This window comes from Synechococcus sp. TAK9802 (assembly GCF_014279535.1).
In the GTDB taxonomy this organism is placed as follows: Bacteria; Cyanobacteriota; Cyanobacteriia; order PCC-6307; family Cyanobiaceae; genus Parasynechococcus.
The window spans coordinates 298079-324408 of record NZ_CP047937.1; the positions used below are offsets into that span (position 1 = coordinate 298079).

At 62.1% G+C, this 26330-nt stretch carries 20 protein-coding genes and 2 tRNA genes; 9 read left to right on the top strand and 13 right to left on the bottom strand.

Going from position 1 to position 26330, the window contains the following annotated elements; translation table 11 throughout:
- Positions 1-36: 36 nt before the first annotated feature.
- Both gltB and SynTAK9802_RS01565 read left to right on the top strand, forming a co-directional pair.
- Positions 37-4638, top strand: coding sequence for a glutamate synthase large subunit (gltB, locus tag SynTAK9802_RS01560; protein WP_186496981.1), 4602 nt, complete (start codon positions 37-39; stop codon positions 4636-4638).
- 15 nt (positions 4639-4653) lie between these two features.
- Complete coding sequence (locus SynTAK9802_RS01565) at positions 4654-4962, top strand: YciI family protein (protein ID WP_186496983.1); 309 nt, start codon at positions 4654-4656, stop codon at positions 4960-4962.
- Here the strand turns inward: SynTAK9802_RS01565 and lipA are convergent.
- A complete protein-coding gene (lipA, locus tag SynTAK9802_RS01570; protein WP_115010447.1) occupies positions 4940-5809 on the bottom strand; it encodes a lipoyl synthase in 870 nt (289 codons plus the stop codon). The genes SynTAK9802_RS01565 and lipA overlap by 23 nt on opposite strands.
- An 86-nt stretch (positions 5810-5895) precedes the next feature.
- Here lipA and SynTAK9802_RS01575 point away from each other — a divergent pair.
- Positions 5896-5969: transfer RNA gene (locus SynTAK9802_RS01575), tRNA-Pro, on the top strand.
- A 67-nt stretch (positions 5970-6036) separates the two neighbouring features.
- Here the strand turns inward: SynTAK9802_RS01575 and cobJ are convergent.
- Entirely contained in the window at positions 6037-7776 is a 1740-nt protein-coding gene (gene cobJ, locus SynTAK9802_RS01580) for a precorrin-3B C(17)-methyltransferase (protein ID WP_186496985.1), read from the bottom strand.
- Positions 7777-7845: 69 nt separating this feature from the next.
- Complete coding sequence (locus tag SynTAK9802_RS12710) at positions 7846-9189, bottom strand: hypothetical protein (RefSeq protein ID WP_186496987.1); 1344 nt, start codon at positions 9187-9189, stop codon at positions 7846-7848.
- Between the two features lie 404 nt (positions 9190-9593).
- On the opposite strand from SynTAK9802_RS12710, the gene psaA reads away from it, so the two are divergent.
- From psaA to SynTAK9802_RS01600, 3 genes are all read left to right on the top strand, one after another.
- Positions 9594-11897: a photosystem I core protein PsaA gene (psaA, locus tag SynTAK9802_RS01590; RefSeq protein WP_186496989.1), complete on the top strand. Its 2304-nt coding sequence runs from the start codon at positions 9594-9596 to the stop codon at positions 11895-11897.
- A 22-nt stretch (positions 11898-11919) separates the two neighbouring features.
- The gene (gene psaB, locus SynTAK9802_RS01595; RefSeq protein ID WP_114987216.1) at positions 11920-14133 is read left to right on the top strand and encodes a photosystem I core protein PsaB; all 2214 of its coding nucleotides are present in this window, start codon (positions 11920-11922) and stop codon (positions 14131-14133) included.
- 176 nt (positions 14134-14309) lie between these two features.
- Complete coding sequence (locus SynTAK9802_RS01600) at positions 14310-15029, top strand: DUF3598 family protein (protein WP_255487803.1); 720 nt, start codon at positions 14310-14312, stop codon at positions 15027-15029.
- An 11-nt stretch (positions 15030-15040) separates the two neighbouring features.
- On the opposite strand, the gene SynTAK9802_RS01605 is transcribed toward SynTAK9802_RS01600, so the two are convergent.
- From SynTAK9802_RS01605 to SynTAK9802_RS01620, 4 genes are all read right to left on the bottom strand, one after another.
- Positions 15041-16021, bottom strand: coding sequence for a cupin (locus SynTAK9802_RS01605; protein ID WP_255487804.1), 981 nt, complete (start codon positions 16019-16021; stop codon positions 15041-15043).
- 17 nt (positions 16022-16038) lie between these two features.
- Positions 16039-19155 (bottom strand): efflux RND transporter permease subunit, encoded by a 3117-nt coding sequence (locus SynTAK9802_RS01610; protein WP_186496993.1) that lies wholly within the window; start codon positions 19153-19155, stop codon positions 16039-16041.
- A 108-nt stretch (positions 19156-19263) separates the two neighbouring features.
- The gene (locus tag SynTAK9802_RS01615) at positions 19264-19755 is read right to left on the bottom strand and encodes a photosystem I reaction center protein subunit XI (protein WP_011363361.1); all 492 of its coding nucleotides are present in this window, start codon (positions 19753-19755) and stop codon (positions 19264-19266) included.
- 43 nt (positions 19756-19798) lie between these two features.
- The gene (locus tag SynTAK9802_RS01620) at positions 19799-19915 is read right to left on the bottom strand and encodes a photosystem I reaction center subunit VIII (protein ID WP_006851672.1); all 117 of its coding nucleotides are present in this window, start codon (positions 19913-19915) and stop codon (positions 19799-19801) included.
- 90 nt (positions 19916-20005) lie between these two features.
- On the opposite strand from SynTAK9802_RS01620, the gene SynTAK9802_RS01625 reads away from it, so the two are divergent.
- Positions 20006-20473, top strand: a complete 468-nt coding sequence (locus tag SynTAK9802_RS01625; protein WP_186496995.1) for a HEAT repeat domain-containing protein — start codon at positions 20006-20008, stop codon at positions 20471-20473.
- Here SynTAK9802_RS01625 and SynTAK9802_RS01630 read toward each other — a convergent pair.
- Together SynTAK9802_RS01630 and SynTAK9802_RS01635 are read right to left on the bottom strand one after the other, a co-directional pair.
- The gene (locus tag SynTAK9802_RS01630) at positions 20431-21393 is read right to left on the bottom strand and encodes a glycosyltransferase family 2 protein (protein WP_186496997.1); all 963 of its coding nucleotides are present in this window, start codon (positions 21391-21393) and stop codon (positions 20431-20433) included. The genes SynTAK9802_RS01625 and SynTAK9802_RS01630 overlap by 43 nt on opposite strands.
- Before the next feature lie 60 nt (positions 21394-21453).
- Positions 21454-22182 (bottom strand): C40 family peptidase, encoded by a 729-nt coding sequence (locus SynTAK9802_RS01635; RefSeq protein ID WP_186496999.1) that lies wholly within the window; start codon positions 22180-22182, stop codon positions 21454-21456.
- Positions 22183-22199: 17 nt separating this feature from the next.
- Here SynTAK9802_RS01635 and SynTAK9802_RS01640 point away from each other — a divergent pair, with 17 nt between their 5' ends.
- Positions 22200-23114 (top strand): serine hydrolase, encoded by a 915-nt coding sequence (locus SynTAK9802_RS01640; protein WP_186497000.1) that lies wholly within the window; start codon positions 22200-22202, stop codon positions 23112-23114.
- 16 nt (positions 23115-23130) lie between these two features.
- On the opposite strand, the gene SynTAK9802_RS01645 is transcribed toward SynTAK9802_RS01640, so the two are convergent.
- Together SynTAK9802_RS01645 and alr are read right to left on the bottom strand one after the other, a co-directional pair.
- Positions 23131-23219, bottom strand: a tRNA-Ser gene (locus SynTAK9802_RS01645).
- A gap of 37 nt (positions 23220-23256) precedes the next feature.
- A complete protein-coding gene (gene alr, locus SynTAK9802_RS01650; protein ID WP_186497001.1) occupies positions 23257-24387 on the bottom strand; it encodes an alanine racemase in 1131 nt (376 codons plus the stop codon).
- 69 nt (positions 24388-24456) lie between these two features.
- On the opposite strand from alr, the gene SynTAK9802_RS01655 reads away from it, so the two are divergent.
- Positions 24457-24957 (top strand): HNH endonuclease, encoded by a 501-nt coding sequence (locus SynTAK9802_RS01655; RefSeq protein WP_114987236.1) that lies wholly within the window; start codon positions 24457-24459, stop codon positions 24955-24957.
- Between the two features lie 3 nt (positions 24958-24960).
- Here SynTAK9802_RS01655 and prfA read toward each other — a convergent pair whose 3' ends face one another.
- Together prfA and rpmE are read right to left on the bottom strand one after the other, a co-directional pair.
- Positions 24961-26058: a peptide chain release factor 1 gene (gene prfA / locus SynTAK9802_RS01660; RefSeq protein ID WP_186497002.1), complete on the bottom strand. Its 1098-nt coding sequence runs from the start codon at positions 26056-26058 to the stop codon at positions 24961-24963.
- A 15-nt stretch (positions 26059-26073) separates the two neighbouring features.
- The gene (gene rpmE, locus SynTAK9802_RS01665; protein ID WP_006851595.1) at positions 26074-26325 is read right to left on the bottom strand and encodes a 50S ribosomal protein L31; all 252 of its coding nucleotides are present in this window, start codon (positions 26323-26325) and stop codon (positions 26074-26076) included.
- Positions 26326-26330: the final 5 nt, after the last annotated feature.

Consider the following 26330-nt stretch of genomic DNA (forward strand, 5'->3'; position numbering starts at 1 on the left):
GCTGCAGGCCCATGCGATCGTCCGGTTGAGTTCCCTATGTCTGACGCCATCCGTTCCGCTGTCTGGCCTTACTGCGACAGCCCTGCACCCGAGGTTGTTGCGGGCGAGAAGGATGCGTGTGGCGTTGGTTTCCTGGCCCAGCTCCAGGGGCAGGCCAGTCACTGGGTGCTGGAGCAGGCCCTGCGTGGTCTGGGATGCATGGAACACCGTGGCGGTTGCGGGGGAGATGGCGACTCCGGAGACGGCGCGGGGGTGTTGTGTGAAATTCCCTGGTCGTATCTGAAAGCCGTCTGGCCCGAGGCGGCTGCAGCACGGGGCCTCGGCATGATGTTCATGCCGACCGATGCCAGCCGTCGTGCTGAGGTTCGGGGCCTGTGTGATGAAGAGGCCAAAGCCCTTGGCTTGCAGCCTCTGGGGTGGCGAACGGTGCCTGTCGACCCTGCGGTTCTCGGGCCTTTGGCTCGTGCCACAGCCCCCGTGATCGAGCAGTGGGTGCTGAATGGTGATGCCGACGACGCAACCTTTGATGGCCAGCTGCTGCGGTTGCGGCGCCGTATCGGTGCCCGTGTGCGGGCCGCTCTGGGTGCTGAGGTGGCCCAGGACGTTTATGTCGCCTCCCTGAGCAGCCGGACGGTTGTCTACAAGGGAATGGTGCGATCCGAGGTGCTGGCGCAGTTCTACGCCGACCTGCAGGACCCACGATTTGAGGTGAGCTTTGCGGTGTATCACCGCCGTTTCAGCACAAACACCCTGCCGCGCTGGCCCCTGGCTCAGCCGATGCGGCTTCTGGGGCACAACGGCGAAATCAACACGCTGCTGGGCAACCTCAACTGGGCCAAGGCTTCAGAAGCCAGCCTCGAGAACGTCTGGGGTGAGGCGGCTGATGACCTGATTCCGGTGGTGAACCCTGCCTTCAGCGATTCCGCCAACCTGGACGCCACTCTGGAATTGATGGTGCGCAGTGGGCGGTCGATCACCGACAGCCTGATCACACTGGTGCCCGAAGCGTTTCGCAATCAGCCCGATCTCGACAGCCGTCCTGATGTGATGGCGATGTACGAATTCAACGCGGGCATTCAGGAACCCTGGGACGGCCCGGCCCTGTTGGTGTTCGCCGACGGCAAGCGAGTGGGTGCAACGCTCGATCGCAATGGGCTGCGTCCGGCGCGTTGGTGCACCACCGCTGACGGCTTCGTGATCATGGGATCGGAGACCGGCGTGGTGGATCTCAGCGGCAAGACGATTGTTCAGAAAGGTCGTCTTGGCCCTGGTCAGATGGTGGCCGTCGATCTTGAACGCGGCGAGTTGCTCGACAACTGGTCGGTGAAGGAAGACGCGGCGCAGCGCTTCCCCTACGCCGATTGGCTGCAGAAGCATCGCCGCGGCGTGACCCCCCAGCCCTGGACCCAGGACCGGCAGTTGGGTGAACTCGATCTGCTGCGGTTGCAGACCGCGATGGGGTTCACCGCCGAAGACTTCGATCTGATCATCGAGGACATGGCTGCCCTCGGTAAAGAGCCGACCTACTGCATGGGGGATGACATCCCCCTGGCTGTGCTCTCCGACAAGCCCCACCTGCTTTACGACTACTTCAAGCAGCGTTTCGCCCAGGTCACCAACCCTCCGATTGATCCCCTGCGGGAAAAGTTGGTGATGAGCCTGGAGATGCACCTGGGTGAGCGCCGGCCCGCCCTGAAGCCCCAGCCGGAAGCTGCCTCCGTCATCCATCTGGAGACTCCCGTTTTGAACGATGCGGAACTGGCGGCCATCAGTGAGCAGGGTTTGCCCGTCAAGACGGTGTCCACCCAGCTGGCTGTGGAGTCGTTTGCGGGAGGTCTGCAACAGGCCATCGCTGCGCTGTGCAGCGTCGCGGAACAGGCGGTGCGTGACGGAGCGCAAGTTCTGGTGCTGTCCGACCGGGTCGATGGCACGGGGGCGGCTGCCCCGCTGACCCCCACAACGGTGGCGATGCCGGCCTTGCTGGCCGTGGGTGCTGTTCATCACCATCTGCTTCGCCAGAAGCTGCGGCTGCAGTGCTCTCTGGTGGTGGATACGGCCCAGTGCTGGAGCACCCATCACATGGCCTGCCTGATCGGTTACGGCGCCAGTGCCGTCTGCCCCTGGCTCACCTGGGAGACCACCCGCCACTGGCTGGATCACCCCAAGACCAAGAAGCGGATCGAACAGGGCAAGTTGCCCGCCCTGGATGCCAATCAAGCCCAGTCCAACGTTCGTGAGTCGCTGGAGAACGGCCTGCGCAAGATCCTCTCCAAGATCGGAATTTCATTGCTTGCCAGCTACCACGGCGCTCAGATCTTTGAAGCGATCGGCCTGGGAGCGGATGTGGTGGAGACCGCCTTCACCGGAACGACCAGCCGTGTTGCCGGGATGACTTTGGCCGAGCTGGCGAACGAAACGCTCTCGATGCACGCCAAGGCATTCCCTGAGCTCAACCGCAGCAAGCTCGAATTCATGGGCTTTGTTCAATACCGCAGTGGTGCTGAGTACCACCGCAACAATCCCGAGCTGTCGAAAGCTCTGCACAAGGCGGTGGCTCAGGGCCCTGGTTACGACCATTTCTCCACCTACCAGGCCTTGCTGGAGAACCGGCCGGTAATGGCCCTGCGGGACCTGCTGGAGTTCAAGTTGGCTCCCACCCCAGTGCCCCTGGATCAGGTGGAGAGCGTCGAGAGCATCTGCACCCGCTTCTGCACGGGCGGCATGAGCTTGGGCGCTTTGTCCCGCGAAGCCCATGAAGTGTTGGCCGTGGCGATGAATCGCATCGGCGGCAAGAGCAACAGCGGTGAAGGCGGCGAAGACCCTGCCCGCTTCCAGATCCTCAAGGATGTCGATGCCGAGGGCCGTTCCGCCTCATTCCCCAGCATTGGTGGTTTGCGCAATGGGGACACTGCCTGCTCGGCAATCAAGCAGGTGGCTTCAGGTCGTTTCGGTGTGACGGCGGAATACCTGCGCAGCGGCAAGCAGCTGGAGATCAAGGTGGCCCAGGGCGCCAAGCCCGGTGAAGGCGGTCAGCTGCCAGGGCCCAAGGTCGACAAGTACATCGCCTGGTTGCGCAACAGCAAGCCAGGTGTCGCCTTGATTTCACCGCCTCCACACCACGACATCTATTCGATTGAAGACCTGGCGCAGTTGATCCATGACCTGCATCAGGTGCACCCCGCTGCCCCCGTGAGCGTGAAGCTGGTGGCTGAGATCGGGATTGGCACCATCGCGGCGGGTGTGGCCAAGGCCAACGCCGATGTGATCCAGATCTCCGGTCACGACGGTGGCACCGGTGCATCCCCCCTGAGTTCGATCAAGCACGCCGGCAGCCCCTGGGAATTGGGCCTCACCGAGGTGCATCGTTCTCTGGTGGAGAACGGTCTGCGCGATCGGGTTCTGCTGCGCGCCGATGGAGGCCTGAAAACAGGCTGGGATGTGGTGATCGCTGCCTTGCTGGGGGCCGAGGAATACGGCTTCGGCTCGATCGCGATGATCGCCGAGGGCTGCGTCATGGCTCGCGTTTGTCACACCAACAATTGCCCTGTGGGTGTGGCCACGCAGAAGGAGAACCTGCGCAAGCGCTTCACCGGCATTCCTGAGCACGTCGTCAATTTCTTCTGGTACGTCGCCGAGGAAGTGCGTCAGCTGATGAGCCTGCTCGGCGTCACCCGCCTCGAGGAGTTGATCGGTCGCACAGATCTTCTCCAGGCCCGCTCGGTTGATCTGGCCAAGACCAAGGGTGTGGATCTCTCCAGCCTGCTGGCCCCGATCAGCGGTGCCGAAGATCGCTCCTGGCTGCGCCACAGCGACCAGGCCCATGGCAATGGACCGATCCTTGAGGATCAGCTCCTGGCTGACGCTGAGCTGATGGCTGCCTTGGAGAACCACGGTTTCATAAGCCGCAGCATCGAGATCATCAACACCGATCGCAGTGTCTGTGCCCGTCTGGCCGGTGAAATCGCCCAGCGCCATGGCAACCGCGGCTTCAAAGGACAGCTCGATCTCACCTTCCGGGGTGCGGCAGGCCAGAGCTTCGGGGCCTTCCTGGTGCAGGGCATGCAGGTTCGTCTGGAAGGCGAGGCCAACGACTACGTGGGCAAGGGAATGAACAGTGGTTGCATCACCCTGGTGCCATCAGACGGTTGTGCTTCTCCAGGGGATCAGGTGATCCTCGGCAACACCTGTCTCTACGGGGCCACCGGCGGTGAGTTGTTTGCCCATGGCCGGGCTGGCGAGCGCTTCGGTGTTCGCAACAGCGGTGCCCGCACGGTTGTGGAGGGAGCTGGTGACCACTGCTGTGAGTACATGACCGGTGGCGTCGTCGTTGTTCTTGGCAGCACCGGCCGCAATGTCGGCGCTGGCATGACCGGTGGTGTGACCTTCCTGCTGGATGACGAGGGGCGTGTCGCACCTCGGGTGAACCCGGAGATTGTGGAGGTCTGCACCATCACCACCCATGAGCAGGAGTCGCTGCTGAAGGGTCTGCTGGAACGGCATGTGGCGCTCACGGGAAGTGAGAAGGCTGCTGCTCTCCTGGCCGATTGGTCTGCGGCGAAGGGTCGCTTCAAGGTGTTGGTCCCCCCCAGTGAGCGGGAGGCGATGGGATTGGCTGACAAGCAGGCTGTGGCGGCCTAGCGCCGTCCCCAGTCCGTGGCCTGGTTCGTCAAGACCGAAACCTTCACGGCCGTCGCCGCTGCCCTCTCCGTTGAGCAGCGGCGACCCACCCTGGAGGCCCACCGCCATTGGGTTTTAGAGGAAGCTGCAGCAGGCCGCCGTCTACGCAGCGGCTACCTGGTGGATGGCGATCGGCGTCCGGGAGGCGGGGGTTTGTTGATCTTTGAAGCGTCGTCCTATCCCGATGCCCTGGCGTGGGTGCAGAACGACCCGATGATCCGCGATGGCCTCGTGGACTGGCAGGTGCAGGAATGGATCCCCGTCAGCGGGGATGGCTGGCCATGAGCCGTTGCACTTCGCCGGCGTGGTAACTGCTGCGGGTGAGTGGTGTGCTGACCACCTGGAGGAAGCCCAGCTCCTTTTCGCCCACGGTTCTGTAGGTCTCGAATTGCTCCGGGGTGACAAAGCGGTCGACGGCCAGGTGCTTGGGGCCAGGTGAGAGGTACTGACCGATGGTGACGATGTCGACCTTGTGTTTGCGCAGATCCCGGAGCGTCTCGATCACCTCTTCATCGGTTTCTCCGAGCCCCACCATCAGGCCCGACTTGCTGTAGGCCTTGGGCCATTGGTCCCGCACCCGTTGCAGTAGCTCGAGGGAGCGTTCATAGATGCCCTGGGGCCGGGCCAGGCGGTACATCCGCGGCACCGTTTCAATGTTGTGGTTCAACACGTGGGGGGCGGCGGCCATCACCGTTGCCAGGGCATCCCAGTTGCCGCAGAAGTCGGGGATCAGCAGCTCAATCGTGGTGAGCGGTGAGCGTTGCTTCACCTGTTCGATGCAGGCCACGAACTGGGACGCTCCACCATCGGTGAGATCGTCGCGGTTCACTGAGGTGATCACCACGTGCTTCAGGCCCAGACGGGCCACTGCCTCCCCAAGCCGTTGCGGCTCGGTGGGATCGAGCTCGCGCACGCTCTTGTCGAAGTCGATGTCGCAGTAGGGGCAGGCGCGGGTGCAGCCGGGCCCCATGATCAAAAACGTGGCGGTGCCGCCTGCAAAGCATTCGCCGATGTTGGGGCAGCTGGCCTCCTGGCAGACCGTGTTCAGGTTCAAGTCCAGCAGCAGGTCGGCCACGGCGCCGATTCGCTCGCGCTGCGGAGCCTTAACGCGCAACCACTCCGGCTTGAGCACGGCGAAGCATCTTCAATCCATGACCCTAGTCGCTGCTGAGATCCGCCTGGATTTCGCTTCACTGCGATCTTTTAGAATTGCGGTGCCGGGATGTGGCGCAGTTTGGTAGCGCACTTCGTTCGGGACGAAGGGGCCGCAGGTTCGAATCCTGTCATCCCGATTCTTGGTTTGCATGGCACTGCCTGGACTTGATGGAGGCCTGAGCTAGGCCAAAAAAGACCTGGCGCTCATTGGAGACTCGCCCCGGGGTAGCCCCGCGGCGTCACCATCCAGCCATCCTCTGCACGGCTGCTGCTGTTCCCGATCAGAACCAGCGTGAGCATGTCCACGGATTCCGGCTTCAAGCGCTCAAGGCTCGTGAGCTCACGGGATTCCTCTGCGCGGCCCAGCTGCCGCGCGAGCGTCACCGGGGTTGTGGGGGGCCGGTGTTTCAGCAGGATTCCCTTGGCCTGTCCCAGCTGCCAGTCCCGGCCCTTGGAGCGTGGGTTGTACAAAGCGAGTACAAAATCTCCAGCGGCGGCGGCCTCCAGTCGCTTTTCGATCACGGCCCATGGCGTGAGGCGATCGCTGAGGCTCACGCAGCAGAAGTCATGCATCAGTGGCGCTCCGGCCCGGGCGGCGGCCACCTGGAAAGCTGATATGCCGGGATGCACCGAGAAGCTGGGCCGCTCCTGCTCGGGTTGCTGGAGCAGCAGCTCCAGGGCCAATCCCGCCATGCCGTAGATCCCGCTGTCGCCGGAGGAGATCAGAGCAACCTTGGCCCCTTGTTGGGCCAAGCGCAGCGCTTCGGCACAGCGGTCCCATTCCCGGGTGAGCTGGCCATCGAATCGGATCTGATCCGGGCGGCGCAGGGGCTCCAGAAGATCGAGGTAGAGGCTGTAACCAACCCAAGCGCAGCAACGGGAAAGGGCTGCTTTGGCGTCTCCGCTGAGCAGGGACAGATCCCCTGGGCCGCTCCCCACCAGATGCAGCTCGCCCCTCTCTGGAGCGTGGGGGATGGCGGCCTCGGCAATGGCCACGGTCACGGCACCCTGCTCCCCTGTTCCCGAACGGCTGATTCGCTTGGGCTGGATCAGATGGCCTTGTTCGCCCGCAGCCGTCAAGGCCGCTGCTTCAGCCACAGATGCAGTCCCCATTTCCTGGCGCACCACTTCGGAGGGATTGGGCACGTCGATGGATGCAAGGGCGTGCTCCGCAAAGGTTCGGAACGGCCATGCCCTGGTGCGGCTGAGCTCTTGCAGGGCCGGTTCATCGGCTTTCCGCGCTGCGCTGGCGATGCCGGCGATCGCCTCTTCCGCCAGTCCTGCTGTTGCTAAGGCCTCGGCAATGGCCTTCTCCACCAGCGAAACACTGGTGTTGCGCTCACAGCCGATGCCGATCCAGAGCGTTGCTGGATGCCACTGGCAATCACCCTGAAGGCGCGCTCCGATCACGAGATCAGCCGCGTCTGGCACACCATTCGGATCGATGTTGTGCAGCAGGGGATGGCCTTCAGGGCCTCGCCAGGCGGTGGATCCACTGCTCTGGTGAACACTGATGCTGGATCCCTGGGATTGCTGCACCATCAGATCGCGCCAATGGGCCACTGATCCGCTGCGTTTCCAGCCCCAGCCCTCGCCAAAGGCATCCAGGGGGAGACGTCCTCCATGGGCGCAGGCGCCCGTGATCACCGCCTGCCCGCCGAGATCCATGGCGATTTCCCGGGCGCGTTGTTCGGCCCCTGCGGAATGGCCTCCCAACAGCGGAATGATGAATTCTCCTTTCGGGTCAAGCACCAGAACGGCTGGATCCTTCTCCTTGCCTTGGATCCGAGCTGCAATCAGGCGCGTCACTGCTCCCACGGCGCCCACGAACAAAACAACGTTCTCTGCCGTCCAGTGCCCATCAAGGGCGGTGCTGATGTCTTGATCGGCTGGCTTGATCCGGTCGATGTGGCCGCGCAGCAGCAAACGCTCCAACAGCGGCATGGCGCTGGGGCTCAGTCCTAGGCCCAGAGCGGGAGCGGCAGATGTGGGGTTCAGGGCAGGAAATCCGGATCAGGGCTTGCGCAAGCGCCCATCGCTATTGAGCAACTCACGGGCTGATCCTCCCAGGCTGCTGCTTGGCTTCAGCTTGGGTTCCTCGTCGGCTGGCTCCTGAGGCTCCGCTGGCTCACCCGGGGCGGGAGTGGGAGGGGTGGGCCGAGCAGCTTCTGATTTGGATGGCTGTTCAGCAGGTGGCTGCTCAGCAAGCGGCTGTTCAACAAGGGGTGGCTCAGGATCCTGCTCTTCGTTTTCCTCTGGTGCCGCGGGCTCGGGGGTGGCCTTGGCCTTGGTTTCAACCTCGTCCTTGACGACGACCTCTGCATTGAGCTCTGCCTGAGGAAGGTCTCGGGGCTGTTCTGTCTTCTCCTGTTTTTTCTCCTCCGTCTTTTGAGGAGGCTCTGGCGAGGATTCGACCACCTCCAGAACGTCAGGCTCAGGGGAGCCGCTCAGGCGCGCGAGCTGGCTTTCGGTGAGGCGTGGGCGCATCCAGCCCGGCTTGGCACCGGATGCGGCTTTCAGATGAATCAGCTGGTTGTTGAAGACCGGTGTAATTGGCTCGCCCAGCCCATTCAGCAGTTCCATCTGAATGTCATGGCTGCCTGAGCCGTTTGATCCTTTGAGCCAAAGGGCTTCCTGGTGATCAACCAAAAAGCTGTCCCCATCAATGCTGATGCGGAGTCGCCAGCGTCCATCGCCCTCCCGCAGGTTTTGCAGTGGGGCATTCCAGATCAGCCAATCCACCAACAAGGGTTGCAGGCCCTGCTCTCCGGCTGGTGAGACAGGGACCAGCCAGGGGGCATCACGTTCAGGTTGTGTGCCCTGCAGTTTTTGCCAGAGGTGCACGCGTCCCTGGACTGAGGCCCCCGGTGTTTGAACGGCTTCTCCCCAGGGGTAAGAGGCCCAGGCGCTGAACCGGTGACTGCCCGCCTCCAGGTCATCGATGCGGACCTTCAGGCGGTTTCCATCGCTTTTGCTCAGTCGTAGGGGAGCGCGGTTGTCGATTTGGAGCACCACATGGGGCCCCAGGCCCAATTCGGGGTCGCTGCTGAGGGGCCAGTCGTCGATTTCGAAACGCAGCTCAAGGGCGTCAGAAGAAACGATGCTGTCGTTGCTTGGATCGATCAGCCGCAGGGAGGGGCGGTGCTGTTGCAGCTTCTGGCGCAGCTGTTGCACTGCCCCTGGAGGAGCCACTTCCTGGAGTTTCCCGCTGGGGGCTGAACTCGGCAGCGGTTTGGCAGCGGACCCTGCATCGCGATTGAAGAATCCAGGGCGCGCATGAACAGGTAAGCCGGCACCAAGAAGCAGCACTGCTGCCAGCAGAACAGCCCATATCGACTTCAGGCCAGGGCGATGCATCGGGCATGAACAGATCCGATCATTCTGAACAATCCGCCCTTCACTGTCAGAGTTTTAGTTATTTAGGAAGGAAATATGCGTGAAATTGTATTTCTCACTGCCTGAGATCTTTGTTGTTTCGCTGATTCTCAGCCTTCTGCAGACGCCTGTCGCTGACTGGCTCGCCACGGGATTGAACCTTTGTAACTCAGGGCCCTTTAACCCCCTTCTCCGCCCCTATGCTTCCGCCAGCGGTCCCCTCTTTGGGGCCCCAGCTTCAGTGCAGACAAGGGGTTTCGACCTCTTCGCTGTGCTGACGCCCGAACGCTGATTCCTTGCGAATTCGTGTTCGGGGCCCCGATTGGCTTCGGCCCTTCGGAGGGGTGGCCCACCACCTCGAAACCCGTCCCTCGAGGAACGACTCGATGACCATCAGCCCACCTGAGCGTGGGAGTGACGCGAAAAGCCAGGTCGAGAAGGTTGACAATCCAGCAACCTTCGAGCTGTTCGGCAAGCCCGGACACTTCGACCGAGCTCTCGCGAAAGGTCCCAAAACCACCACCTGGGTTTGGAACCTTCACGCCAACGCTCACGACTTCGACGCTCACACGAGCGACCTTCAAGAGGTCTCTCGGCGGATCTTCTCCGCCCATTTCGGCCACCTGGCCGTCATCTTCATCTGGCTCAGCGGTGCCTTCTTCCATGGCGCCCGCTTCTCCAACTATTCCGGTTGGCTTGCTGACCCCACCCATGTGAAGCCAAGCGCCCAGCAGGTCTGGGCCGTCTTCGGCCAAGAAGTCCTCAACGGCGACATGGGTGCCGGTTTCCAAGGCATCCAAATCACCTCAGGCCTCTTCCAGATGTGGCGGGCCTGGGGCATCACCAGCGAAACCCAGCTCATGGCTCTGGCCATCGGTGCCCTGGTGATGGCCGGCCTCATGCTCAACGCCGGTGTTTTCCACTACCACAAGGCTGCGCCGAAGCTGGAGTGGTTCCAAAACGTTGAGTCGATGCTGAACCACCACCTGGCAGGTCTGCTGGGTCTCGGTTCACTGTCCTGGGCTGGTCACGTCATCCACGTGTCCGCTCCTGTCACCAAGTTGATGGATGCCATCGACGCCGGCCAACCGCTGGTGCTGAATGGCAAGACCATCGCTTCGGCTGCAGACATTCCGCTGCCCCACGAGTTCTTCAATCAGGACCTGCTGGCGCAGCTGTATCCCGGCTTCAGTGCTGGTGTCGGCGCCTTCTTCTCCGGCGACTGGGCTGCCTATAGCGATTTCCTCACCTTCAAGGGTGGTTTGAATCCTGTAACGGGAAGCCTCTGGATGACCGACATCGCCCACCACCACGTGGCGATTGCCGTGATGTTCATCGTTGCCGGTCACATGTACCGGACCAACTGGGGCATCGGTCACTCCATCAAGGAGATCCACGAAGGTCAGAAGGGTGATCCCCTGCTGTTCCCTGCCACCAACGGTCACGACGGTCTTTACGACTTCATGACCAATTCCTGGCATGCCCAGCTGGCGGTCAACCTCGCCATCGGCGGTTCAGTGAGCATCATCGTTGCTCAGCACATGTACGCGATGCCTCCGTATCCGTATCAAGCGATCGATTACCCCACCCAGATCGGGCTCTTCACCCATCACATCTGGATCGGCGGTTTCCTGATCGTTGGCGCCGGCGCTCACGCCGCCATCGCCATGGTTCGCGATTACGACCCCGCCAAGCACATCGACAACGTGCTGGATCGGGTGCTCAAGGCTCGCGACGCCATCATCAGTCACCTCAACTGGGTCTGCATCTGGCTTGGAGCCCACAGCTTCGGCTTGTATATCCACAACGACACCATGCGTGCCCTGGGGCGTCCCCAGGACATGTTCAGCGATTCGGCCATCTCCATTCAGCCGATCTTTGCTCAGTGGATTCAGAACGTGCATGCCGCAGCTGCCGGCAGCACGGCTCCCAACGCCCTCGCGGGTGTGAGTGAAGTGTTCAACGGTTCCGTTGTCGCCGTCGGCGGCAAGGTTGCCGCTGCTCCCATGCCGCTCGGCACCGCCGACTTCATGGTTCACCACATTCATGCCTTCACGATTCACGTGACGGTGCTGATCCTGCTGAAGGGTGTCCTGTACGCCCGTAGCTCCCGCCTCATCCCTGATAAGGCCAACCTGGGCTTCCGCTTCTCCTGCGACGGTCCTGGTCGTGGTGGCACCTGCCAGGTCTCCGCTTGGGACCACGTGTTCCTGGGCCTGTTCTGGATGTACAACTCCCTGTCAATCGTGATCTTCCACTTCTCTTGGAAGATGCAGAGCGACATCTGGGGAACGGTGAATGCCGATGGTTCCGTCGCGCACATCACCAACGGCAACTTTGCCCAAAGTGCCATCACCATCAATGGCTGGCTGCGTGACTATCTGTGGGCTCAGGCCGTTCAGGTGATCAACAGCTATGGCTCGAACACAGCCGCCTACGGAATCATGTTCCTCGGCGCCCACTTCGTGTTCGCCTTCAGCCTGATGTTCCTTTTCAGTGGCCGCGGCTACTGGCAGGAACTGATCGAGTCCATCGTCTGGGCTCACAACAAGCTGAAGGTGGCTCCCGCCATCCAGCCCCGTGCTCTTTCCATCATCCAAGGCCGTGCCGTGGGTGTTGCCCATTACCTCTTGGGCGGAATTGCGACCACGTGGGCCTTCTTCCACGCCCACATTCTTGTGGTCGGCTGACCTCACCTGACCTCTCCCTCTAATGGCAACGAAATTCCCTTCGTTCAGCCAGGGTCTGGCCCAGGACCCGACAACCCGCCGTATTTGGTACGGGATCGCCACGGCTCACGACTTCGAGAGCCATGACGGAATGACGGAGGAGCGCCTCTACCAGAAGCTCTTCTCCACCCATTTCGGTCACCTCGCGATCATCGGCCTGTGGGTTTCGGGAAACCTGTTCCACATCGCCTGGCAGGGCAACTTCGAGCAGTGGGTCGCCGACCCCCTGCACGTGCGCCCCATCGCTCACGCAATCTGGGATCCCCACTTCGGTCAAGGCGCCATTGACGCCTTCACCCAAGCGGGTGCTTCCTCCCCGGTGAACATCGCCTACTCAGGCCTTTATCACTGGTTCTACACGATCGGCATGAAGACGAATGCCGAGCTGTATCAGGGTTCCATCTTCATGATGATCCTGTCGGCTTGGGCCCTCTTCGCCGGCTGGTTGCACCTGCAGCCCAAGTTCCGTCCTTCCCTGGCCTGGTTCAAAAACGCTGAATCGCGTCTGAACCACCACCTCGCTGTCCTCTTCGGCTTCAGCTCCATCGCCTGGACCGGTCACCTGGTTCACGTTGCGATCCCCGAAGCCCGCGGTCAGCACGTTGGTTGGGACAACTTCCTCAACGTTCTGCCTCACCCCGCCGGTCTTGGACCCTTCTTCACCGGCAACTGGGGTGTGTATGCCGAAAACCCCGATTCTCTGAATCAGGTCTTCGGTAGTTCCGAAGGTGCCGGCACCGCCATCCTCACCTTCCTCGGTGGTTTCCACCCTCAGACAGAAGCCCTCTGGCTGACGGATATCGCCCACCACCACCTGGCCATCGGTTGCCTCTTCGTGATCGCCGGCCACATGTACCGGACCAACTTCGGTATTGGTCACTCCATCAAGGAGATCCTCGAAACCCACAACCCCCCGAAGGGCACCCCTGGTGACCTCGGCGCTGGCCACAAGGGTCTCTACGACACCATCAACAACAGCCTGCACTTCCAGCTTGGTCTGGCTCTCGCCTCCCTCGGCGTGGTCACCAGCCTCGTGGCGCAGCACATGTACTCGATGCCGTCGTATGCCTTCATCGCGAAGGACTACACGACTCAGGCAGCCCTGTACACCCACCACCAGTACATCGCCATCGCGTTGATGTGTGGTGCCTTCGCCCACGGTGCGATCTTCTTCATCCGTGACTACGACCCCGAAGCCAACAAGGACAACGTCCTGGCCCGGATGCTCGAGCACAAGGAAGCGATCATCAGCCACCTGAGCTGGGTCTCCCTGTTCCTCGGTTTCCACACCCTCGGCCTCTACGTCCACAACGACGTGGTTGTTGCCTTCGGTACCCCCGAGAAGCAGATCCTTGTTGAGCCTGTGTTCGCCCAGTTCGTTCAGGCCGCCTCTGGTAAGGCCATGTACGGAATGGACGTGCTGCTCTCCAACGCCTCCAGCTCCGCCAGCCTTGCTGCCCAGAACATTCCTGGTGAGCACTACTGGCTGGACGCGATCAATGGCAACACCGATGTGTTCCTGCCCATCGGCCCTGGTGACTTCCTGGTTCACCACGCCATTGCTCTGGGTCTGCACACCACCACCCTGATCCTTGTGAAGGGTGCCCTGGATGCTCGCGGCTCCAAGCTGATGCCCGACAAGAAGGACTTCGGCTATTCCTTCCCCTGCGACGGCCCCGGCCGTGGCGGCACCTGCGACATCTCTGCCTGGGACGCCTTCTACCTGGCTGTCTTCTGGGCTCTGAACACCGTGGGTTGGCTGACCTTCTACTGGCACTGGAAGCACCTGGCCATCTGGTCCGGCAACGTGGCCCAGTTCAACGAATCCAGCACCTACCTGATGGGCTGGTTCCGCGACTACCTGTGGCTCAACTCCTCCCAGTTGATCAACGGCTACAACCCGTTCGGCAGCAACAACCTCGCCGTCTGGGCTTGGATGTTCCTCTTCGGACACCTGGTTTGGGCCACCGGCTTCATGTTCCTGATCTCCTGGCGGGGTTACTGGCAGGAACTGATCGAGACCATCGTCTGGGCTCACCAGCGCAGCCCCATCGCCAACATGATGGGCTACCGCGACAAGCCTGTGGCACTGTCCATCGTTCAGGCCCGTGTCGTCGGCTTGGCTCACTTCACGGTTGGCTATGTCTTGACGTACGCCGCCTTCCTGATTGCCTCGACTTCAGGGAAATTCGGTTAATTCCTTGCTGAATTAACCCGCGACGAGTCGTTCCTCGTTTCAAACGTCCCCACTCGGTCCGCCGGGTGGGGTTTTTTGTCGCCTGTTCTTCGGAGTGGTTCTCTTGGACCGGGTTTTTGTTCTCGTCTTGGTCTGGGCCTTGCCTAGCGTCAAGCCTCGATGGGATCTGGCTAAACGTGGGCGAATGGGAGCACCTGCAGCGCAACGTTGGTGAGTGGCGCGGCTGGTTCGACAGCATGGACCGGACGCTTCAACGCACCAAGCGTCAGCCCTCCCTGCTCAGGCTCGAACCGGCACCCTCCGGTGTGCCACTGAATCTGACCCTGCTGCTCTGGCCCGAGGAAGCGGGATCGAGTTCTCCCCATCAACCGCCTGCAGGTGAGCCAGAAAAGCGGATCGTTCAAAGCTTCACGCGGTTGGATCCCGACATGGGGGTCTTCGGCACCGGCAGTTTTTCAAGGGGGACGCTGCACCGGTCCACCTGGGCCAAGCTCTACGCCGAGTTCGGGTTCCTGCATCACCAACGCCGTCACCGCCTGGTGCTGCTGTGGGATGGTGCGGGGCGATTGGATCGGATCGTGCTGATCCGTGAGTTCCTCGCTGGAAGTGCAGCGGTGGAATGTCCCCCCTTGGTGGTAGATCAGCTGATCGGCGATTGGCGTTGCGATCTCCCCTCGCCAGGGGACAACATCTGTTTTGCCGCAGGCGATCTTGATCGCTGGATCTTTTTGCCGGATGGAGGAGCCTTTTTGGCGCCAGCGCAGATTGATCCGCACCAGCCCTTCTGCATCGAAGCGCTTTGGCTGTCGAGTGCAACGCGCCTCGAGCGCATTTCACGTCGCTATTCAGAACACGGTGCCCTGACCTCGGTGAACCACCAACTGCTCACCCGTTGAGCTTGGGTTGGCTACGGGGTGTTGCTTAAATCAGCCCGGCCTCTGTTGTTAAAGGCAATGTCGAGGGTGCGCAGATAGGTGTGCAGGCCGGCATCCTGAATCGGCAGCACGTAGGCGTCGGCTCCGGATTCGTTGTGGTGGGAGTGCCAGTAGCCGGGCGGTGTCACGAAGGCTGCGCCGGCTGCCCAGTCTTCCCGGTGCCCATTGCGGATCATCCCGTTCTCGTCCAGCTCGGTGCCGATCATCGTGTAGCAACCCGGTTGGCAGGCCACCGCAAAATCAAGGGCGATCGACTGATGTCGGTGGGGGCGCTGCACCTGGCCTGCGGGGAGGATTCCCAACATGGCCCAGAGGGTATGGGTGACGGTGCGCGTCTGAGGGAAGGCGTTGTTTCCCAACAGCACACTCACGCGATTGGCGTTGGCTCCGCGGGGATTTCTTGCGATGGCATCTAATTGCGCGCGAGCATCCTCATGGCTGTAGAAGCAGGGTTCGAACACCGGTTTCACGGTGCTCACCCCCAGATAACGAAGCAAGGGGGCATCGTGCACCCAATACAGGCCTGCATGGGTGTCGCTGCTGTGAATGGCTTCACCGCCCGCCGGAAGCACGAACGTGTCTCCCTCGCTCCAGTGAAAAACTTGACCGCAGGCTTCAGTTTGCCCATGGCCTCGGGCCACGAAGAACAACTGACTGGTCGCATCCGCATGGGTGCGCAGGGATCCATGATCCAGTCGGATGAAGTTGCCGCATAGCGATGGACCGGTGGCCGGACCTTCGCAGTGCAAGTCGGCACTTAAATCAAGAGGTTCCAGGGCCGTTCCGGCTTGATCAAAAAAACTGGCCGAAAAGCTGCGGTAGGGGATCGTGCTGATCAGCCCCTGTTGCAGGGGATTGGCTGCTGAGGCGTAATCGAAGAACTGCGCCTGGGAACTGGTTGCCGTTGTCGCCCGTGGGGTGATGGTCATCGTTCCCTTCAGCAGCAGAACCATTGGATCGAGATCGCACCCTACGCGGTGGGCCTTCGATCGCGTTTCAGCATCAGATAGACGGCAGGGACGGCAAACAGGGACAGCAACGAGGCCACCAGCAGTCCGCTGAACACCACGGTGCCAATGCTGACCCTGCTGGCGGCTCCCGTGCCCTGGGCAAACAGAAGGGGCAGGAAACCCGCCAGGGATGTGACTGCTGTCAGCAGGATGGGGCGCATCCGGTTCACGGCTGCATCCACAACGGCCTCGCGCAGGGCCAGGCCTGCTGCCATCCGCTGGTTGGCGAATTCCACGATCAGAATTCCGTTTTTGGCCGCCAGGCTCACCAGCACCAGGAGTCCCATCTGGCCGTAAACATCCAGTGGAAGGCCCCGCAATTTCAAGCCGATCAGAGCTCCGAGCAGGGCCATCGGCACCGTGAGCAGGATGATCAACGGGTCAATAAAACTCTCGTAAAGAGCGGCCAGCAGCAGATAGACCACCGTCACGCCAAGGGCGAACAGCACCCAGGTCACCTGCCCAGCCCGTTGTTCCTCCAAAGCCAGGCCCGTGAAGGCCAGGCCGATGTTGCTGCCTCCAATGCGATCGCCGGCCTGGGTGAGGGCATCGATGGCTTCACCGCTGCTCACCGTTGGCGCCGGGATGGCCGTGATCCGGATGGCCCGGTTGAGTCCGTAGTGGCGAATGTTGTTGACGCCCTCCTCGCGGGTCAGGCTGGCCACGCTGGCCACCGACACCAGCTCACCGCTGCGGTTGCGCGCCATCAGCCCGGTGAGGTCTTCCGGCCGACGTCGCTCGCTGCCTTCCAGCTGCAGAACAATCGAGCGGATGCGACCGTCGTCGTAGGTGTCATCGATGTAGCGGCCGCCGAAGGCGGTGCCGATCTCCCGCAGGGTTGCGCCGTAGTCGAGATCGAGAGCAGCCAGTTGGTCGCGGTCGAGCTCCAGCCGCCAGCGGGGGAAGCTGGCATCAAAGCGGGTGCTCACCCGTTCAAACCGGTCTGTCGCCTTGGCCGTCTGGATGAAATTCTGGGCGACTTGGCCGAATTGCTCCAGGCTGAGTTGCCCTCCGCTGCGGTCCAGCAGTTCCAGCGAAAGTCCTGACTCACCGCTGAATCCCTGCACGGTTGGTGGGGTGATCAGCACGACCCTGGCCTCACCAACCCGTTGCTGAATCTTTCGGTTGAGACGGCGTTTGATGGCGTTGCTGCTCTGCTCTTTGCCAGGTCGATCCTTGCGTGGCTGCAGGCGTAGGTAAAACGAGCCACGGTCTTCTCCGCTCTGTCCGAAGGAGCTGCCGGCATAAAAGTTGCCGGTGCGCACGAGGGGCTCTTCGCTGACGACCCGTCGGATGTCGTCCATCACGGCCACGCTGCGCTCAAGGCTGGCACCATCGGGGAGGGTGAAGTAGCCGCGGATCTGGCCTTGGTCGTCATCGGGGATGAACGCCGTTGGCATCACCGCCAAGCCTGAGGCCGTGATGACAAGGCCGCTCAGCAGCACAAGGGCGATGCGTCGCTTGTGCTGCAGCCAGTGCTCGAGTTGTTTCGCGTATTGGGATTGCAGGATTTGCATGCCCTGCCGAAGCCAGCGGCTGAGCTTGCCGATGGCCCCAGGAAGACGGCCGCCTCCTGGGCCCAGCACCCGGGCGCAGGCCATTGGGGTGAAGCTGAGCGCATTCAGGGTGGAGAACAGGATCGCTCCGCTGATGGCCAGGGCGATCGGTTGATAGAGGCGTCCGATCGATCCAGGAATGAGCAGCACGGGCAGGAACACGGCTGCCAGCACCAATGAGGTGGCCACAACGGCCGTTGCTAACTCGGCCATGGCGTCTTCGGCCGCCTGTTCGGGGGGTGTGCCCCGTTCGATGCGTCCGGCGATGTCTTCACTCACGACGATGGCGTCATCCACAACGATCCCGGTGGCCAGCACCAGGCCAAACAGGATCAGGCTGTTGAGATTGGAACCGCTCAGTTTCACCAGACTGAGGCTTCCCACCAACGCCACCGGCACGGCAAGGCCAGGGATCAGGGCGAGACGCCAGCGGCCCAGAAACAGCACCAGCACCACCAGCACCAGCAGCACGGCATCGCGCAAGGTGATGAAGGTGCGATCGAGGTTGGCCTGAACCGTGTCGGCCATATCCACGATCATTGAGACCTCGATGCCCGGGGGAAAGCTCGCTTCCAACTGCTTCAGCATGCGCTTGATCGCCCTGCTCACCTCCAGGGCATTGGCCCCATCGCGCTGGTAGATGCCCACGGCCACCGAACGCTCGCCAGCCAGATTCATGGCCTTGCGTCCGTAGTTGCGCTGTCCGAGGGCAACCCGTCCTACATCCTTGAGGCGCAGCAGCCCGCCGTTGTCGAGTCGGCGCAGGACGAGATTCTCGAAATCCGATTGGCTGCGAAGACGTCCTTCCGCTTCCACCTGAAGGCTCAGCACTTGGCCCTCTGGAACTGGGGCAGCCCCGATGCTGCCAACGGCAGCCAAAACGTTTTGTTCAGCCAGGGTTCGGCTGACATCGCCAAGGGTGAGGTTGGTCTGTTCGAGGCGTTGCGGATCCAACCAAAGGCGATAGGAGAGTTCACTGCTGCCGAAGATCCGCACATCTCCGATGCCTGGTGTGCTGAGCAGCGCGTCCCGAAGGGTCTGGTCCAGCCAGCCCGTGAGAAAGGTGGGGACGTATTGATCCGGCGGGTGGCTGAACCCCAGGATCATCAACAGGTCTTCCGAGGAGCGCCGCACCTGGAGCCCCTGGCGCGTCACGGCCTGGGGCAGCCGGCGGCTGGCCAGGTTCGCCTCGTTCTGAACCTTGATCGCATTCAGCTCGGGATCACCCGCGTTGAAGCGCAACGAGATGCTGGCGCCGCCCTGCCTGCTGGTTGAGCTGATGCTTTCGACCCCTTCCAGGCCATTCAGCTGTTGTTCCAATACCCGGGTCACGCTCTGCTCCACCACCTCCGGTGAAGCCGCCGGGAAGCTGGCGCTCACACTCACGCGGGTGGGAGCGAGGGGCGGAAGATCCTCCAGTCCCAGGCCGAACAACGCCGTGCAGCCCGCCAAAAGGATCAGCAGGCTGCAGACGACCGTCAGAACCGGCCGCCTAAGAAACGGCTGGGAGATCGACCGCACCGGGGCGTCTCAAATGTGAATGAATCCTGCCAGGAAAAATCCCCCTATCGCCTGGAATCAGGCAACCGGGGGATGAATGGTTTTTGTCAGAGGGTTCAGTGAACTGCTTCAGCCGACGCTCCAGACACCAGCAGCGATCTTGAACAGTTCCTGCACGTGAACGGTGTTGCAGAGGAACCAGGCGAAAACGGCACCGCCGCAACCACCCAGCCAGAACCCACTGGTGAAGTCAGCCCAGCCGGTGCGGGTGAACAGGTCGGCGGGGGGATTCTCAACCGTCACATCTGCAGGGGGGATGTTGGGTTGCTTGCCGGGCTGGTTGTAGAGCAGGAACAGCAGGCTGAGGATGTGCACGGCGCCGATGGCAGCCAGCAGGCCAGCGGTTTGCTGGTATTCCGTGGCACGCAGGGGACCACAGATGGTGAAGGGGCCGTAGAGCAGATAACCGAAGGCTGCACCGGTTTCTAGGCCACGGAAGTTCGGGGAAATTCCGGGGCGGTACAGAGGCAGGTTGTTGATCAGACCCTTGATGAAATAGCCGCTGTTGACGGGTGTCGCAAGGTTGCCGACGCATGGATCAGCAGCAGGAGTGACGGTCATGAGGTACGAGTGCTGAGGGGTTGAAACGGTCCGCAGGTCGCGGTCACTCGGCAGCGGTGATCACTCGACCAACAAGGACGATGAACACTGCGGGGAACACGATTCCGGTGATGGGCACGAAAATCGCAGGCAGCCAGGCAGCAGCGAAATCTCCAGTCATGTCGAGGCCAAAAGCTTCGCAGCTACTGTAAGTAGGACCGTTCTGACGGCCTGCTTTAGGCCCCGACGGCGACATAAAAGTTCAATCCGCATGCAGAACGTTCTCCTTCCCGGTGCCGTCGTGCTGCTCACGGTGGTGCTCTGGTTGCGCAGGAAGCCGGTGAAGCCGATGCTTTCCAGTACGGATGCCAGCCGTGTCGCACAGATCAATCGTGCCCAGTTGGAACTGGTGATTGACCCCGCTGCTGATGGGGAATCCGCCGATGCTTCCCTGGAGTCCTGGACGGCGCCGAGCAGTCCCTTGGAGCGTCTTGCCCTGGAGCGTCGTCTCAAGGCTGATATGGAGGCTGGACTCGAGGAGCGTTTGCGCGCCGTTCGTTTGGCCGCCCGCTGGGGACACCGTTCGGCGCTGCCCCTGCTGCGCCAGGCGCTGCGTGACAGCGATGCGCGTGTGGTGGAAGCAGCTGCTGCGGCGATCGCACCGTTCCGTGGCGCGCCGGCCGCTGCCCCGATCCGTCAGCCGGCTCGGCCGCCGCGCAATGTTTCGCGGATGCGATAAATGGGGCGATCCTGGCTTTCGTGGTAGGTGCGGATCAGCAGTTCGCCCAGAAGCCCGAAGCAGAACAATTGAATGCCAGCCAAGCCAAGCACCACCGCCAGGGTGAGCAGTGGGCGATTGGCAATGTCGCCTCCCATCACCTTGATCACAAGGAGATAGGTGCTGGTGATCAGGCTGGCGGCGATGGCCAGCAGCCCCCCGAAGCCGAACACGTACATCGGCCGGGTCAGAAAACGCTTCATGAACCAGACGGTGAGCAGATCCATCAGCACACGGAAGGTGCGATCGATCCCGTACTTGCTGCTGCCGAACTGACGCGCCCGGTGGTTCACCTTCACTTCGGTGATCCGTGCACCCTCGATGAAGGCCAGGGCGGGAAGAAAGCGATGCAGCTCCCCATAGAGCCGCATGTCTGAGAGCACCTCGCGGCGGTAGGCCTTGAGGGAGCAGCCGTAGTCATGCAGCCGCACACCGGTTACCCGGCCGATCAAGCGGTTGGCGATCCGGGAGGGAAGTTTGCGCTGGAGGGCGGCGTCCTGGCGCTGATGGCGCCAGCCACTGACGAGGTCGTACCCCTCTCGCAGTTTGGCCAGCAGCATGGGAATGTCGGCTGGATCGTTCTGCAGATCTCCATCGAGGCTGACGATCACCTCTCCGCCAGCCACATCAAACCCAGCCGCCATGGCTGCGGTCTGGCCATAGTTCTTGCGCAGCAGCACAGCCACCACTTCGGGCACTTCGGCGCTGAGCTGGGCCAGCACGTTCGCGGTGCGGTCGCTGGATCCGTCGTCGACCAGGACCAGTTCAAACGCCTCGTCGCTTGGACGCAGTGCTGAAAGGAGCTGCTCAACCAGATGAGGCAGGCTTTCCTCTTCGTTGTACAGCGGCACCACCACCGAGAGATTCAGGGGTGCACTCATGCCGGTCGCGCTGCAAGTCGCTCAACTTAAGCAGGGGCGCGGTTCATCCGCCTGCCAGCGTCAGGAGAGATGCGATCCGTCATGGCAACGCACCACACGGCCTGCGCCGCGGAATTCAGCCCTGTAGTGGCAAGCCACCGGGTGTTGATCGCTGCTGTGCAAGCTGTCGATGCCGATCCCATTGCGCCCATGGTCCTGGCCTGAGCTGTGGCGGTAGCGGCCCTCGCTGAGATGGATCCCCACATGGGTGCAACGCTGCCGTGTGCCAAAAAACAGCAGATCTCCAGGGCGCAGCAGGCTGTGATCGTCGGGCAGAGCTGCAACAGGTTGGCAGAACCGCTCCTGTTGATAGGCATCTCGCGGAATCCAAATGTCCTGGCTGGCGAAGGCCATCTGCATCAGACCGGAACAATCCATGTCCGGTTCTGTGGTGCCTCCCCAGAGGTAGACATTGGGACGCTGCTGGGCGGTTTCGCTCCAGGCGAGGACGCCAGGCAGACGTCGTTCAATCTCCGTCGCGCTCAGCGGCGACGGTCGCCAGGCTGCGCATCGCTCAGCTCGCCCCAGAACCGCCTCGAGTTCGAGCCAGCAGCGGTAGCCATCCTCCAGCAGCTGAACAGCGATCCTCTTGGGCTGCCTCTCCAGAATGCGAAAACGGCGTCCACGACAGGCCTGAGTGGTCAGACTCGCGCCGTCAGATCGCGAATAACCATTCACGTCAGCGCACAGCTGCCAACTGGAGCCTGTCTGAATCAGGTCCGGGGCCAGCAGGGTGCCTAACGTCGCCATGGCCCAATCGAATCGCTATGGCGTTCTACCGTCCCGATCCCGCAATGGCGGCTCGGCTTGAGGCGGCCCTCGATGGGCTCGATGCCGACGGTCGCCCGGGGCTGCGCAACAGCCTGGCGATCACCTGGGTGCGGTACGACGAAGCTGCACCGGAGGCGGGTCAGGGCCGTGGTGCTTCCTGGAACCAAGACCGGATCCTCTATCCGGCCAGCGTGGTGAAGCTGTTCTATGCCGTCGCTGTTGAGCAGTGGCTGCAACGTGACCTGATCCCTGAGAGCGACGAATTGCGGCGCGCGATGCGCGACATGATCGCCGATTCCAGCAACGATGCCACGGGGCTTGTGGTGGATCTGCTCACAGGCACCACAAGCGGCCCTGCCCTCCATGGCGAACGCTGGGAGCTTTGGACGCAGCAGCGTCGCTTGATCAATGGCTGGTTGCAGAGCCTGGCCTGGCCGGAACTTGAGGCGGTGAATTGCTGCCAGAAGACCTGGGGTGATGGTCCCTATGGCCGGGAGAAAATGTTCTATGGGGCCGACAACGGCAACCGCAATGGCTTGTCCACGGTTGCGACAGCCCGGATGCTGGAGGCGGTGATGACCGGTGCGGTGGTTTCGCCACCGGCCTGTCGTCGGCTGCAGGGTCTGTTGCGGCGCTCGCTCGATCAAAAGCAGCGTCGCGCTGATCCTGAAAACCAGGTGGATGGCTTCCTCGGCGAAGGCCTACCTGAGGACGCTCTGCTGTGGAGCAAGGCCGGCTGGATGAGTCAGGCCCGTCATGACGCCGCCTGGTTCCAGGCGTCTGAACAGCAGCCGCCCAGCTTGCTGGTGGTGTTCACCACGGGGCCTGATCGCGCCAGGGACGCATCGCTTTTGCCGGAGCTGGCACGGCAACTCAACCTGTTCACCAGCTCAGAGGAACCGGCGGATTGAGATGATGGACTTGGAACGGAGAGGGAGGGATTCGAACCCTCGACAGAAGTTGCCTCCTGTAACTCCTTAGCAGGGAGCCGCTTTCAACCACTCAGCCACCTCTCCAGCGGCGCAACCAGAGTACCAAGTGCTGGGCAGGTGGTCAGACTTCAACGCGGGGCAGACGTCGTTTGAAACCACAGAGGATCTCCCAGGGAATCGAGCCGCAGTGGTTGCTCCAGCTTTGAGGGCTTAATTCCAGGTCGCCGTCCTGGCCCAGCAGAGTGACGATGTCGCCTTGCTCCAGCTCAGCTGCATCGGTGGCATCCAGCAGGAGCTGGTCCATCGTGATGGCTCCCACCTGAGGCAGCTGGCGATTGCGATGCAAGGCTTGGATGTGCCCGCTGAGGGACCGCAGAACACCATCGGCATAGCCGATCCCGACCACCGCAAGCCGCGTGGGGCGCTGGGTGATGAAGCGATGGCCGTAGCTGACTCCAGTGCCGGCGGGCACGTCGCGGATCAGGCTGACCCGGGCACGAACCGCCAGGGCGGGTTGCAGGGGAATGACGTTGCTCAGATGACTGGCGGGGGCATGGCCGTACAGGGCCAATCCAACGCGCACGAGGTCGTGGTGCAGCTCCCGGTTGAGCAGGGTCCCTGCCGAGTTGGCCAGATGGCGGGTGATGCCGGAACCCGCTTGGGGCAGGGCCGAGAGCATGCTCACGAAGCGCTCCTGCTGGAGGCTGGTCAAGGCATCGTTCGGCTCATCGGCACAGGCCAGATGGCTGTAGATGCCCTCCAGATTGAGGTGTTCCAGGCTGTTCAGCTCCGCCGCGGTCTGATGTCCCTCGCTGAGGGAGCAGCCCAGCCGTGCCATGCCGGTGTCGATCTTCAATTGCACGTCGAAACATCGACCGCTCTCGGCAGCCAGAGCGTTGCAGAGCTGGGCATCCCTGAGGCTGCTCAGGGTGGGCATCAACCGCCAGTGCAGGCAGGTGCGCAGGTCCTCCGGTTCATTGAGGTTGCTGAGTAACAGCACTGGTGCTTCCAGGCCGGCCCGCCGCAGCTCAAGGCCTTCCTGCAGCGTGGCCACGCCAAGGCTGGTGGCTCCCCCCTGAAGGGCAGCCCGTGCCACCGTCTCGGCGCCGTGGCCGTAGCCATCGGCCTTCACCACCGCCATCAGTTGGGTACGAGCACCGAGGTGTTGGCAGAGCGCCCTGGCGTTGGCCCGAATCGCTGCAGGTGAAACCTCCACCCAGGCGCGCTGACGTGGATTCAGCTCCGGAATCACAGGCGGTGCTCGGCGCTACCGAGACAGCTTCACATCCCCGATAGCATGACCATGATTGAGTGAGCTGGCATGGGCCAGGTTCTCGTTCTCAATGCGTCCTACGAGCCGCTCAATATCACCACCTGGAGACGGGCTGTGGTGATGATGCTGAAGGGCAAGGCCGAGAGTCTGGAACACGACCCCTGTCGGCAACTGCGTCAGGGTACCCACCTGCCAACGGTGATCCGCCTGCGCCAGTACGTTCGCGTTCCCTTTCGTCAGCTGCCCCTGACGCGTCGCAACCTCTTCCAGCGGGACAACCACACCTGCCAGTACTGCGGCAGTCGTGACAATCAGTTGTCCATCGACCATGTGATGCCCCGCAGTCGGGGAGGTAGCGACACCTGGGAGAACGTGACCACGGCTTGCCTCAGCTGCAATGTGCGCAAAGGCAATCGAACTCCGAAGGAAGCCGCCATGCCTCTGCGCCATGTGCCGCGGCGACCGGCCAGCAGCCTCAGTTTTGAGGCCCGGCGCCAGATCCATTCCGGTCATCACCAGGAATGGGCGAAATACGTGATCGGTGCTTGACCGTCAGGCCTCGGCCTGATCGCTCAGCGCTTCGAGTTTCTGACGTTGCTCTTCGGCGATGCAGGCACCGATCAGGTCCTCCAGCTGGCCCTCCAGCACAGGTTCAAGGGTGAAGTTTCGGCCCAGCCGATGATCTGTGGTTCGGTTGTCCTTGTAGTTGTAGGTGCGGATTTTTTCGGAGCGGTCACCACTGCCAACTTGGGCGCGTCGGTCGCTGCTTTCGCGTTCTGCAGCAGCCGCCTGCTCCCGCTCCAACAATTTGGCGCGCAGGATCTCCAGGGCCCGTTCCCGGTTCTGCAGCTGGGAGCGTTCCTGGGTGCAGAACACGCGGATGCCCGTGGGTTTGTGGAGAAGGTCCACAGCTGTTTCCACCTTGTTGACGTTCTGCCCCCCAGCACCGCCTGAACGCGCTGTGCTGATATCGAGATCCTTCGGGTCGAGCTGAACTTCCACGGCATCGGCTTCGGGCATCACGGCCACCGTGGCTGTTGAGGTGTGGACCCGACCCTGGGATTCCGTGGCCGGGACCCGTTGCACCCGATGCACTCCCGCTTCAAATTTCAGTTGGCTGTAGACGCTGTCGCCACGCACCGACAGGATCAGTTCGCGAAACCCACCCAGGTCGGCCTCGGTGCAGCTGATGGATTGCACGGCCCAGCCCACTTTTTGGCTGTACCGCTCATACATCCGTGCCAGATCACCGGCCCAGAGACAGGCCTCGTCGCCGCCTGCGCCGGCACGAATTTCCAGCATCACACTGCGCTCATCGCGGGGATCCCGCGGCAGCAGAGCCAGGGTGAGCCGCTCGGTCAGCGTTTCGTGCTGTTCTTGGAGGATGGCCAACTCATCCTTCGCCAGCTCCTCCATTGCAGCGTCACCGCGACTGTCTTTCAGCAGCTGACGTGCGGAATCACGCTCGGATTCGAGCTTCTGGAGTTCCTCGAAGTCGAGCACGAGTGGCTCAAGTCTTGATCGCTCCCGTGCGATCGATTCAAGCCGCTTCGGATCAGCGGCCACATCAGGATCAGCCAGCTGCCGCTCGAGGTTGCGGAAGCTGGCTGTGGCTGTTTCCAGCCGTGTGAACAAGGTCGAGGCGTCCATGCCCCGTTCTCACCCTCAGGCCTTGGACTCGGCCTTGGCAGAGTCGGCACCTTTTTTCTTGGTGCCCATGCCGTACTTCTTCATGAAGCGGTCCACACGACCCTCGGTGTCGAGGATCTTCTGGGTGCCGGTGAAGAAGGGGTGGTTGCCGCTCCAGACGTCGACGTGGATTTCCGGCTGGGTGGCGCCTGTGGTCATGACCACTTCGCCGTTGCAGATCACCTTGGCGTCGGGATACCAGGTGGGATGAATGTCGGGCTTTGGCATCGGTA

Excerpts from the sequence above, each read along its gene's own strand:
- rpmE (WP_006851595.1), bottom strand. The coding sequence starts at position 26,325 with ATGCCAAAGCCCGACATTCATCCCACCTGGTATCCCGACGCCAAGGTG.
- SynTAK9802_RS01630 (WP_186496997.1), bottom strand. The coding sequence starts at position 21,393 with ATGAGTGCACCCCTGAATCTCTCGGTGGTGGTGCCGCTGTACAACGAA.
- gltB (WP_186496981.1), top strand. The coding sequence starts at position 37 with ATGTCTGACGCCATCCGTTCCGCTGTCTGGCCTTACTGCGACAGCCCT.
- SynTAK9802_RS01615 (WP_011363361.1), bottom strand. The coding sequence starts at position 19,755 with ATGACCGTCACTCCTGCTGCTGATCCATGCGTCGGCAACCTTGCGACA.
- SynTAK9802_RS01635 (WP_186496999.1), bottom strand. The coding sequence starts at position 22,182 with ATGGCGACGTTAGGCACCCTGCTGGCCCCGGACCTGATTCAGACAGGC.
- psaA (WP_186496989.1), top strand. The coding sequence starts at position 9,594 with ATGACCATCAGCCCACCTGAGCGTGGGAGTGACGCGAAAAGCCAGGTC.
- cobJ (WP_186496985.1), bottom strand. The coding sequence starts at position 7,776 with ATGCCGCTGTTGGAGCGTTTGCTGCTGCGCGGCCACATCGACCGGATC.
- SynTAK9802_RS01625 (WP_186496995.1), top strand. The coding sequence starts at position 20,006 with ATGCAGAACGTTCTCCTTCCCGGTGCCGTCGTGCTGCTCACGGTGGTG.
- SynTAK9802_RS01605 (WP_255487804.1), bottom strand. The coding sequence starts at position 16,021 with ATGGTTCTGCTGCTGAAGGGAACGATGACCATCACCCCACGGGCGACA.
- SynTAK9802_RS01620 (WP_006851672.1), bottom strand. The coding sequence starts at position 19,915 with ATGACTGGAGATTTCGCTGCTGCCTGGCTGCCTGCGATTTTCGTGCCC.
- psaB (WP_114987216.1), top strand. The coding sequence starts at position 11,920 with ATGGCAACGAAATTCCCTTCGTTCAGCCAGGGTCTGGCCCAGGACCCG.
- SynTAK9802_RS01640 (WP_186497000.1), top strand. The coding sequence starts at position 22,200 with ATGGCGTTCTACCGTCCCGATCCCGCAATGGCGGCTCGGCTTGAGGCG.
- prfA (WP_186497002.1), bottom strand. The coding sequence starts at position 26,058 with ATGGACGCCTCGACCTTGTTCACACGGCTGGAAACAGCCACAGCCAGC.
- SynTAK9802_RS01655 (WP_114987236.1), top strand. The coding sequence starts at position 24,457 with ATGGGCCAGGTTCTCGTTCTCAATGCGTCCTACGAGCCGCTCAATATC.
- SynTAK9802_RS12710 (WP_186496987.1), bottom strand. The coding sequence starts at position 9,189 with ATGCATCGCCCTGGCCTGAAGTCGATATGGGCTGTTCTGCTGGCAGCA.